This window comes from Iodobacter arcticus (assembly GCF_042664895.1).
In the GTDB taxonomy this organism is placed as follows: Bacteria; Pseudomonadota; Gammaproteobacteria; order Burkholderiales; family Chitinibacteraceae; genus Iodobacter; species Iodobacter arcticus.
The window spans coordinates 536201-548059 of record NZ_JBHTBQ010000044.1 but is presented as its reverse complement, the minus strand read 5'-3'; the positions used below and the strand labels follow the sequence as shown (position 1 = coordinate 548059).

Here is an 11859-nt window from a genome sequence, read left to right as displayed (position 1 = left end):
GATGGGCATGATCCACCTCCGCAAAATAGAACGTTCGTTCACTTTACGCCGCGCGAATGGCTAAATCAAGGGTTCCTGAGCAAGAGACATAATCAGGTTACTTAATGTTAATTCTATCTTGTTTGTCTTTAAACTGAAACCTTTAGAACTTGATCGTATATCAAGCTTCTCATTTTTGTAGTTTGTAATTAACATGGTTCCATTTTCAACAGCATCCATATTATTTACTTCTCTCTTAATTATAGGAAAAGCTAATACAACGCCTTTTTTTATAGTGCCTCCCCCTGTTTTTTGGTTACTAAAGGCAACAATGGATTTTGGATTTTTTTCTCGATTCCAATTATAAACAGGTGTGAATTTAGCACACGTATCTAAAAAATCTTTTTCCGTTTCATTCCCAAAAAATTCTGATTTAAAAATAGGTAAGCAAAGAAAAAAATCACTTCTATTTTCGTTAACTATCCCTCTAAGTTGACGGTGATATAAGCCATTAGCTATTAAAATAGAGTCAAATTTTTTATCTTTAAATTCAGTATTAATTATAGTAATTGGTTCTTCCAATGGCTCAACATCATTTTTTATCAATTCGATTGCAAACTCATCATCATCATGATCAACACAAATAGTTAACTTGTTAATATTTTTATTTGTACATCCAATATTTAGGTAATGAACTATTTTTTCGTTCGGCATGCGCAAAGTGAATTTTAAAATTCCTTCAACCTCTACTAAGTCATCGGGAAAATGCTGTGCTATTAATTTTTTCAAATCCATCATTCCTTTACTCCTAAGGTGTAAAAGTTGGATTAGTAATTTGTGTATAGTGTATTCATGATGCATTTATTGTATTTCAGTAGATTTTGATTTCTGTGCAATCGTTTTGAGGGGGGGGGAAGAGGTAATCTTTAATGGCCCGTAAGTTTTATATGCTGCGACGGAGTAGTTTTACAGATTTATTAGAAAAACGATCAAAACGTAATGAAGTGTTTAAGTTTTTATATAATCCACCGAAATATTGGCAATATATGGCTCGCCAAACATACAAATTAAAGGCGGGATAAATATAAAAATATTAATTTGGCATGTTCATATATCAATACGAACATGCTCTCTTGCTTTCACTAACTCAGTTTTTCTTTATATCAAAAAGCGCTTTTTCCAATAATTTCATATCTGGCGGATCTTTTTTTGATGCTTTAGATTTTAACCAAGCCCCACCCTTTTTTATAAATAATTCAAGACCTTCAGGAGTAAAGTCATCTCTCCTAAGTTCTCTGTTTGTTTCTGTAATTTTTTTGTCATTAAGCAAGTTGTTTTCAGCAAAAAAATTAATCAATGCTGTTATTGATCTTCGTACCATCTCTTGAGATTCGACGTCATCAATTATCTCCCCTTTAGCATTGGTTGTTTTATAGGCAGATACAAATTCATTTATTGACATTAAAACTAAATAATTTTCATTCATTTATGGCAACCTAACAATTTCAGAAAGACCACTGGTTGGAATTAACTCGCCAGTACTACGGTCACGGATGTAATTTCCACCATTTCCCATAATTCGACCTTCTTTAGCGAGCTGCTCTTGTTTATCTGCACTAGTACTTGTCACCTCATAAGTTTTCGCCTTACCATTTTCAATGACAGCTGTATCTACACGTCGGCGTTCATCTGTAATTGGATCTTTAACAGACTTTCCATTTTTATCACGTAGATAGCATTCACTCTGAATTTTGGCATTTGGATTTTCAGCCTTTATTTTTTCATTAAATTCTTGATGGCGGCGATCACCTTCTACTGCATTTTTAATACGTGCCAGCCCCAGTGGATCAAGCCAACTTATCGGGTTCGGCGCATATTGGTGTAAATTGCTGCCGCCCGTTAATTTAATCGGGTCACTACTAATAAACCGACCAATCTCAGGATCGTAATAGCGGTATCGATTGTAATGCAATCCACTTTCTTCATCCGCATATTGGCCTTGGAAGCGTAGCGGATTGTTGATGCCTGCTGTTTTAGCCGCTTCGCTGATAATGGTTTTTGCTTCACCCCACGCTTTATACTCCGCGCTCCACGCCACATCGCCGTTTTCATCGCTGAGCGTTTGCGGCGTGCCGAGGTGGTCCACATGGTAGTAGGCGGTGTGGCTGCTTTTGCCTTTTTCTACGATCTGCGCCAGCGGCACAAAGCTATTGGGCTCGAACAGGTAGTGGCGGGTGTGTTCGGCAGTTTTTTCTAGGGCGATCACATCGCCGTCCCAGATGAATGCTGTTTGGCCTTGGACGTTTTCTTTGCCGATGCGGCGGCCAAAGGCGTCGTAATAATATTGCGTTGCGCCTTCTGCTGTTTGTACTTCACTCAGGCGGTTAAAACCGTCCCAGCTTAGTTTGGTGATCTGTTCACCGCGTTGTTTTTCGGTGAGATTGCCGCGTGCGTCGTATTTAAAGTGGGTGCCTGCGTATTGTTTCAGCAGGTTATCCAGAATGCGCGGTGTTTGGCTGGGTAGGGTGTTTTCTGCTTTGCCTGCGCTGTCGAGCAGATTGCTAGCGGGGTCAAAAGCAAAGGTTTCCTGATGTTTTGGTGTGTTGGCCGCGAGCAGCCTACCGACCGGATCGTAGCGGTATTGCGATTCGCCTTTGCGGCTGTCTTTAATGCCCAGCAGTTGCCCTACCGGATCGTATTGATAGCTACGGTTGCTGCTGGTTTTTCCGCTGAGCGTTTGCTGCAGCATGCGGCCCATTGGGTCGTATTGGGTATGACCTTGCAGTTGGTTGGCGAGTTTGCGGCCGGTTTCGCGGTGTAGTTTATCGCGCTCAAAGCTGGTGATTTCCTGCTTATTCCACAGCATGCCGTGCACATGGCCGCTGCCGTAAACCAGCCAGTCGGTGCGCTGGCCATCGGGGCGGATGCTGGCGATGCGGTTGCCCAGCTCGTCGTATTCGTGTTGCCAGATATGGGTTTGGCTTTGGCCAAAGAGCTGGTAATGGTGCTCTTCACGCGTTAAATCGCCCACTTCATCAAAGTTAAACGCCACTTGGCTAAAGCGGTTTTTAGCGATGGCAAGGCGGCCAGCCGGATCGTAGCGGAATGATTCTTTGCTGCTGCCCGTTTTACGTTGCGCCAAGCGGCCTGCGGCATCGTAGTTAAGCTGGGTAAGCTGGCCTGCTTCGTTTACTTCTAAGAGCTGGCCGCAGGCTTCGGCATAGTGGTAGCGGGTGGCTTTGTTATCAAAGCTGTTTTCTTCGGTTAAGCGGCCAACAGGATCGTAGCTAAAGCGATATTGGGCACTGTTTTCATTTTGCAGTGTGGTCAGCCTGCCAAGCTTGTCGTAGCGATAGGCCAGCTCTTGGCCCATAGCATCGATTCGGGAATGAATTCGGCCTGCTTTATCGTAGCCATAACGGGTGCTGCGGCCCAGCGCATCGGTGTGCGATAGCAAGCGGCCTTCGGCATCAAATTGCAATTTGGCCTCGGTGCCATCTGCCTGTTTAACCGCCTCCAAACGGCCATCCTTGCCATAGCGATATTGGGTGAGGTTGCCCGCCGCATCCTGGGTTTCTAACAGGCGACCATTGGCATCGTAATGCCATTCGGTGCAAGAGCCGGAGCAATCGGTAAAGCTGGCGAGCTGGCCGTTGGGTAAATAGGCCAGTTTTTTTGTGCCACCTTTGGCGTCTTTAATCGCAGTAGGCAGGCCCTGCGGGTTGTAGCTATAACTGGTGGCGTATTGCTTAGGATCGATTTCTTTAAGCAGATTGCCTTTGTCGTCGTATTCGCGCAGCCAGATATTGCCCAGCGGATCGGTAATTCGGATCAGTTGGTCTTTATCATCGTAAGCCATCTGCACGGTGCTATCGTCGGGGCGAATATGCAGCAGCAGATTATCGTTGGCATCGTATTCATAACGATCTGAGCTGCCATCGGGATAAACGTGTTTGACTAGGTTTTTGTAATCATCGCGAAACAGCCATTCTTCGCTGTTATCGGGATAAATAATACGATAGGTGTAGCCCAGTGCATCAAAGTAATAGAGCGTTTCATCGCCATGTGCATTGCGCACAGTGGTGAGGCGAAGGTCGTCATGCCAGCTTAGGCGGATCTCATTGCTGCCATCATCTGCAAACTCACGAATGGCTTTGGATGTAGCACTGCTGCCATCCCATTCCAGATTAACCCCGCGGCCAGTGCGATCGGTGTAGCGGGTGATTAGGTGGTTTTTATATTGATAATCACGCTGATTGCCGTGCTCATCTTTGGCGCTGATTAAATCACCGTGTTCGTTGTAGCTGTATTCAGCCAACACGCGCCCAGCCGGAAGCTCTTTGCTGGGTGGGGTGCTAATACGGCTGATTTTGCCTGCCGCATTACGCTCAAATTTTGCGCTGCTACCGCTGCTTAAATCTATTTGCTGCAATAAACCCGCCGCATCGTAACTCAGCGCCAGCGTATTGCCCGCACGATCTTTAAGCATGCGCAGCATAAAGCGGGATTCGTAGCTTATCGCTCAATAGCGCCGAGGCGGCTTTAGAGGCAAAGAAAGCGGATTTAACTTTACTCTGACCCTAGTTATTTAAAGAGCTTATAAACAATTAATCTTGATTTGCATCCCAATACCAAATCGTAGCGCCATACGTAGACGCAGGAAAATCTGGCATTAATTCACCGGATCTAAATAATGCACGGCTATTTTGTTTGGCAGGGGTATACCAATAGCCATCACGTGTGCAGCTTTGCTTAGCAACAACACGATATTGAGTCGGCTTCTCCGCATCGCCTTCACAGCTCGTATAGCGGCCCTCATCACGTAGTTTTTTTGCATAGGTGACTAAATCTTTGGGGTAAACCATATGCTCGATTTGGCTGTCGTCCATATCTAACAAATAGGCAGTCGCACCCGCTTCGAATGCCCAATAGCCATAATAAGGGGCATTATCATCAACAATTGTGCGATGCGCGTCGTACCAACGAGCTCCTTCTTGCGCGGGATACCAAGCTTTAAGATATTGCTGTATCAAGCCTAATCCTTCTGTGCCTTCGGGGTCAAAATAGACTTGCAGCAAAAGTTTGTAAGGGTCGTCATGAAATAGCTCGAATGTATCTAAGCCATCATCCACAAAATCAAAAATTAATTGCTCGAATAAGCCATCACGTTGCCGATAGAACTTAAGTGCTTTAATAATGCGCTGCACACTAGATTGGTCGCGCAGCATAATGGCTACAGAAAGTAGCTGTAGTGTATCTTCATAATTTAGTTGGTTATAAAAATCGGGCGCAGCAGCGTTTGGATCAATATTTTTTTCGGGAGACTTTTTAATTAGTCGCTGGTTATAAGCTTTTTCAACATTAAACCACTCATCAAATAAATCGACTATTCCTGATAAGCGCAGGGCTAACTCATCAAGGTTAATACCTGCGGTGTAGTCAAGCATCCATAGCCAGAAGGATTCGTGGTAAACATAGGCTTGGTATAATGCATGATCAGAATGCCCACATCCTCTTTGGGGGTCATTAAGCACTGCCTGGACATTTTTATATTCCATTTGAATGCTTTTTATCTGAAAATCAAGGCAATTCTTATATAAATCAGGGTATAAAAATTGTTGTCGACGATTTTTAGTTATTTCAGATGCATTCATTAGGCATTACCCCCTCTTTTTGATTTTCCACCTTAAGGTTTTATCTTTTAGCCAAATCAAAAACCGGAATTTTTCCAGCTTTTGATTAATGTTTTGAATTTTTTTTAAATATTAAATAATTGATTATAGGTTGCTTAGCTATTTTTGATTTGCATCCCAATACCAAATCGTAGCGCCATAAGTCGATGTAGGAAAATCTGGCATTAATTCACCAGTTCTAAATAATGCACGGCTATTTTGTTTGGCAGGGGTGTACCAATAGCCATCACGTGTGCAGCTTTGCTTGGCAACAACACGATATTGAGTCGGCTTCTCGGCATCGCCTTCACGGCTTGTATAGCGGCCCTCATCACGTAGTTTTTTTGCATAGGTGACTAAATCTTTGGGGTAAACCATATGCTCGATTTGGCTGTCGTCCATATCTAATAAATAGGCAGTCGCACCCGCCTCAAATGCCCAATAGCCATAATAAGGGGCATTATCATCAACAATTTTACGATGTGCATCGTACCAACGAGCACCTTCTTGCGCGGGATACCAAGCTTTAAGATATTGCTGTATCAAGCCTAGCCCTTCTGTGCCTTCGGGGTCAAAATAGGCTTGTAGCAGAAGTTTGTAAGGATCGTCATGAAATAGCTCAAATGTATCTAAGCCATCATCCACAAAATCAAAAATTAATTGCTCGAATAAGCCATCACGTTGTCGATAGAATTTAAGTGCGTTAATAATGCGTCGTACACTTTGTTGGTCACGTAATAAAATGGCAACGCTGAGTAGTTGTAAAGTGTCTCCGTATTCTATTTGATTGTAAAAATCTGGAGCAGCTGCATCTGGGGCAATATTCTTTTCTGGTAATTTTCTTATTAAACGCTGGTTATAAGCTTTTTCAACAATAAACCACTCTTCAAATGAGTCAACTACTCTTGAAAAACAAGGTGCCAGTTCGTCTAAATCAATACCAGCTGTATAATCCAGCATCCAAGTCCATAGATTTCGATTGTAATGTCCACCGAGGTAGACACAATGCCGCTCAGACCCGTATCCCTTTGCCGGGTTAGAAATGATCGAATTTATAGTCTCATGATAATGCCCTAAACTAATTTCAATTTCATTGTGAGTATTTATATAAAGTTCTGAATATAAGAACTGTTGCCGGCGTTTTTGAATGAAATTATCCATTAAGAATTTTTTCCTCGTCTAGATTTACCTGCAGGAGGGGGTTTTTTATCAATTTTAGGTGTTTTTTTAGTCGGATCTTTAGCTTCTTTTTCGATGGCTAATTTTTTCTCTACATTATATCTTTCGCTTACCGAGTCAATTTCATCAGCAGTAAAAACATCCGAATAGTTATGCTTTGCCTTGTGTTTATCATGTAATGCCATTTCATAAACATCTCCCCCACTAAGCATGCGGAGGCCAACTTCTGCGCTGACCTCAATATGCTCTAGAATTCCATCCGCTAAGCGTTGATTTAGATTGCTGCCTAACTTTAATCCTATGTATTCCTTTGGTGGTTTACTATGGCCAGGAATGGCAAAAAAAACATAAATCCAACGGTGGTCTCTATTTTTTTCATTAAGTCCTTCGATCATTTTAGGTGCTACTGTCTTTTCAAGCCAATTTTCGGACATTTGCAAGCCTTTATTCGGCTGCCCCAACATAAACCATAATGTCATTTGTCGTTCATCCATGCCTGCAGGCGGTGGAATCTTCTCTTTTTGCTCGCGTATTTCTTTTGCTCCTGCACCAAACAGACGGCCAGCTGATTCGTAAGCTTTGGCTTCAACAAAATGGTAAACCTCATTGCCCAATGACCATAAGCCATCGACGCCATTTTGATTAACGCGGGCTAAATGCTCTGGAAAGAGTTCAGTAGGCGTTTCTTCATGCCCAGCTTCACTGACTAATTTAGCTTCGCCTAGCCACGTCCCTGTGCGGGCACCATGTTGTTGCCACTCTGCTTTTACTTTAGCCATATGGTAGTAATGGGCCATGTGCTCACCTACCAGTGCTTTGTAACGCATCCCAATTTCAGCCCAGACCGCTTTCGTTACCCTCGTTGTGTTGTCGTGGCCAGAAGGCTTTTTCTTAGCATCTTGTACGTTTTTATCAGCAACGGGCTTATGCGGTTTTTGTTGAGTAGGAGCAGGGCTATGTTTATTACTTGCTCCTGATTTTTTATGTCCTGTAGTACTGCCTACTGCAACATTGGCTAGTTGCTGAGCCACACGATAGCCATCTTCACCAAGTAGCTCGGTCACAAACTCTTGTAACGCTTTGCTGCCTTCTTGCACGCCCGTTTTAAGAGGACCGCGAATTTTTTTAAGTTGTGGGCGTAAGTCGTGTGCAAGGCCTTCAACATCTGCAGGTAACCACCAATGTGGTGTGGCTAGTTGCCCAAGTAATTGGTCACATAAATCAAGGGCAAGCATGGTTTGTTGAATGGCTAACTGGGTATTTCCTGCCCAGTTAAAGGTTTTCATAAACTTTATCGCAGCGCCTTTTCCCTTGCCTAACATGCTTTCAAGGAAAGCTTGGCCACGTAATGCGCCCTTTAATGCTTTCCTACTTTTCCAAAGTGGTTTGATGATGGTCTTGAAGAGGCTACCTACTTCAGGAATACAACCAAAGGCTGCTAACGCCAAATCAACCCAATCATCTTTACTGCAATTCTTTGTGCCTTTACGGTTAATCCGATAAATCATGCCGGATACATCCCGCACGTCCATCACCTGATCAACAACAGGAATTAAAGAAATCAATCCACCAATGACCATCGCGGCATTGCCAGGTTGCTGTTCAAAATCCCCTAAGATCAGGTCTTTGCAAAATTTTGAAATATCGTCGCCCAAACTCATGCTGATTCATCCAAACGTGGTTTATTTTGCTGCAGGCGTTCTTGTTCAAGAATGCGTTCTGCTTCGCTTTGTTTTTGTTTGTATGTCTGATCTTTTTCAAGAGGAGGGGCTTGCCATGGCCGTTCATCTTCGCCGTATTCAACGGTGTAAGGAAGCGGGGGTGGCCCCTTAATCTGAGCATGGCCTTGCTTATCCAGCTTACCTTCGATAATTGTGCCATCGCTAAAGGTCAGCTTATACGGCGCACCTTTTACGGGTTCCAAATCGTCGTAGTGATAGTTCAACTCCAGCGCATTTTTCCACTCGCCCTTGGGTAAAAACGGTGGTGTCACATTCAAACTCTTCGGCCCGCCCCAATCATGGCTGCCACCCTTAATACTCACTTTCCCCGGCGCATGCAGCTCGATTTTGCCGTCTTTGATGCGGATATAAGCGCCGCCTGCGGTGAGCAGGATTTCTTGTTTGGCGTTGAAAAGACCCTTGCCTTTGATGGCCGTGAACTTGGCGTTTTTGTCGGCGGTGATTTCGATGTCGTCGCTTTGGGCCTGCATTTGCAGCTGGCCTTTGGCGGCGATCAGTTTCATGGTGATTTTGTCTTTAATGCCACCGGTAAACAGGCTGATGTGCTGACCTACATTGTGTATCCAGCGGCGGCCGGTGCTTTGATTGCTGTCGCGCTGGGCGACTTGGTCTAGGTTCGTGCCTGCGCTGATGGTCTGGCTTTGCGGGGTGGTGATCGCCACGCCATCCTCGGCGTGCAGCAGGATGATTTTTTGCTGGCCCGCTTGCTCTTTGGATTTGGTCTTGCCGTCTTTATCCGTGTTGCTGCCTGCAGCTAAGCTTTTGCTGGCGTGTACATGATGGTAAAGATGGCCGTGGGTGGCTTTATCCCCAGCGCTATTATCGGGCTTAACAGTTTGATCGTCGTCGCCGGTTTCAATAGTGTCAGCGAGTTGTTTGGTCGCGTATTCGCCAAGGTTCTTAGCAGTTTCTAAGGCGGATTCAAGCTGGCTTTGCGCGGGTGTGCGGTCGAGTTGCGTGCCGCTTGCGCCGCCTTTGGCTTCGGTGCTGATAAGTAAGCCGCTGGCGCGAATAGCGCCTTGCTTATCGGTGCGTAATTCAAAGCCTTCACCGCGTGGCTCGCCTTTTCCATCTGTGCGCGGGTGGATTAAGTAGCCGAGGTTGAGCTGAGTTTTACCGTGCTCGCTGGATAGCTTGGTACGTACTTCGCCTGTTGTATCATCAAACAGCAGCTCACCGTATTGGCCGCCTTCATGCTCTTTGGTTTTGATGCCAGACAGTGTTTTATTAGCAGGCAAAGCGCCTGCGCCGCTGAATGACGGCACAGGATGACTACCGTTGTGGACTACGGCGGTGACGATGGGGCGGTCGATGTCGCCCTCGATAAAGTCCACGAGAACTTCCTGGCCGATGCGCGGGATGAACTGGTGGCCAAAGCCTGCTCCGGCGCTCGGCATGGAGACGCGTACCCAGCAGGATGATTTATCGTCGAGGTTTGCGCCAAACTCGGGATGTTCTGCGGCACGCTGCCAATGTAGCTGAATTTTTATCCGGCCTTGCTCGTCGGTGTGGACTTCTGCACCGGCAGGCCCCACCACGGTGGCAGTTTGTACGCCAAAGCTTTTGGGTTTGCTCAGTGCCTCATGGGCAAAGCGCGGAGTGATCGGCTGGCCGCGTCTTTGGGCGATAAAATCGGCTTGGTAGGGCTTGGCATCTGCTGCGCCAGTAGCCAGCAGGCTGGGGGAAACTTGCAGTAGTTGCTGGGTTAGATCGACCGGCAGATTATTCTGCGCGGTGAACTTTAGCTCGGTAATGGCGAATTCGCGCTGCTCGGCGGCATCCCATTCGTGGGCGGGGTGGTCTTCTAATCTAAACCATTGCCCCGCTTGCAGGCTGCGCAAAGTGCCAGAGCCGGTGAAGGATTTTTTCTGGCTATCTAAAGCTTGCTGACGCAAATTGGCGTAGTGGCTTAGCCCTTCTGCATCGCTGGCGTAATAGTGGGTTTGGGCGTCGTAATCTTCAAAGCTTGATTGGATTTGTTGCCCGCCATCGCCTTGGTCTACCGCGCTCTGATCGGCGGTGTGGCTGGTGTTGGCGGCTTTGTAGTTAAAACTTGCCAAGGAAACGCTGCTGCTGCCTACCTGCCGCTGGCTATTCCATGTCGTAAGAGAATCACTCTCCTCCGTCGCATCCGCACGGTGAAAGCGCACCTGGCTATCTTGCGCCTCGGGTACAGCAAAGGCATCGTCAAAGACGACGAGCTGCACCTGAGGATTGTCTCCTGCCTGATGAGCAAAGCGCCACGCCAAGCCTTCCTCTTGCATCAGCCTGACTAAAAAGTCGTAATCGGATTCGCGGTATTGCAAACAATAAGAGCGCGGGCCATGCGTGCCAGATAATTTGAAATCCAGCGTTTGCACCGATGCAAACACAGGGTTTTTAGCCTGATGCTCGGCTAAAACCTGCTTCACGATATCCGGCACGGATAGGTCCTGGAAAACGCGAGAAGTTCGGCGATATCGGAGTAAGGCAAACGGCGGCTCTACCGTCAGCGCGTACTTTGCAAAGCCACCATCAGAACCGAGTAACTGCGCCTGCGAGATCACCCCGCAACGCTCAATCTCACTGCCATTGGCATCGGCCACAGATAAAACAACCGGCAGGCCAAGCAGAGACTTAAGCTCTAAGCCGCCATCGGGGGAAAGGCAATCAATCTGGTAGCGATAAGCCTGATTCATCCCCTCGCTGCCGCTGACTTGCTGAGGCAACAACTGCTCGCCCCACGCCGCCCCGTCGCCAAGTTGCAGGCTGATAAGGCGTTGATCCTGATTAAAGGCCGCGGCGAAAGAAGCAAGAAGATCACTAGGATTCATAAAAATCAGCAGCTTAGATGAATAGAAGCCGCAATATTACACAATGCTTCGACTAATTACACCTTTCCGTTGTTTTTACTTACTATAATAATAAGCACTTTAATTTATTGACGTTAGCCACAATACTTTATGACAAGCAAAAGCCCCCTCCCTGCCAACAGCAAAACCCAAATCTTGAAACACGGAGGACACAGAGAACGCGGAGTTTCACGGAGAAAAACAAAGACGGAGTAAAACCATTTGGCTTTAGGGCATAAGTATCTACACAACTTTAAGCGACACTTCAGTGCTTTAACTTCCCCCTTTGTAAAAGGGGGATTGAGGGGGATTCGCTTTGGGATTCGCTTTGTTTGCACCTGTTTGTAAAGTGATACAGAGCTAAATCCCCCCTAGCCCCCCTTTTACAAAGGGGGGAACAAGTGCATCAAACTTATGTAGATACTGTTGATTTGGAGAATATTTCAATTTATATCG

Annotated in this window: 7 protein-coding genes; all 7 read right to left on the bottom strand. The window is 45.9% G+C overall.

Annotation, left to right across the window (positions count from 1 at the left end):
• Positions 1-60: 60 nt before the first annotated feature.
• Positions 61-777 (bottom strand): hypothetical protein, encoded by a 717-nt coding sequence (locus tag ACFQNF_RS19950; protein WP_380189987.1) that lies wholly within the window; start codon positions 775-777, stop codon positions 61-63.
• Positions 778-1126: 349 nt separating this feature from the next.
• Positions 1127-1465 carry a hypothetical protein gene (locus tag ACFQNF_RS19945; RefSeq protein ID WP_380189985.1) on the bottom strand — a complete coding sequence of 113 codons (339 nt, stop codon included), beginning with the start codon at positions 1463-1465 and terminating at the stop codon, positions 1127-1129.
• Positions 1466-4477, bottom strand: a complete 3012-nt coding sequence (locus tag ACFQNF_RS19940; protein WP_380189983.1) for an RHS repeat-associated core domain-containing protein — start codon at positions 4475-4477, stop codon at positions 1466-1468. It lies immediately after the preceding gene.
• A 109-nt stretch (positions 4478-4586) separates the two neighbouring features.
• Positions 4587-5633, bottom strand: coding sequence for a PoNe immunity protein domain-containing protein (locus ACFQNF_RS19935; RefSeq protein WP_380189981.1), 1047 nt, complete (start codon positions 5631-5633; stop codon positions 4587-4589).
• A gap of 138 nt (positions 5634-5771) precedes the next feature.
• The gene (locus ACFQNF_RS19930; RefSeq protein ID WP_380189979.1) at positions 5772-6812 is read right to left on the bottom strand and encodes a PoNe immunity protein domain-containing protein; all 1041 of its coding nucleotides are present in this window, start codon (positions 6810-6812) and stop codon (positions 5772-5774) included.
• Positions 6812-8491 (bottom strand): hypothetical protein, encoded by a 1680-nt coding sequence (locus tag ACFQNF_RS19925; protein WP_380189977.1) that lies wholly within the window; start codon positions 8489-8491, stop codon positions 6812-6814. The genes ACFQNF_RS19930 and ACFQNF_RS19925 overlap by 1 nt, the downstream gene beginning before the upstream one ends.
• Positions 8488-11385 (bottom strand): type VI secretion system Vgr family protein, encoded by a 2898-nt coding sequence (locus tag ACFQNF_RS19920; protein WP_380189975.1) that lies wholly within the window; start codon positions 11383-11385, stop codon positions 8488-8490. Before ACFQNF_RS19920 ends, ACFQNF_RS19925 begins: the two co-directional genes overlap by 4 nt.
• Positions 11386-11859 lie beyond the last annotated feature (474 nt).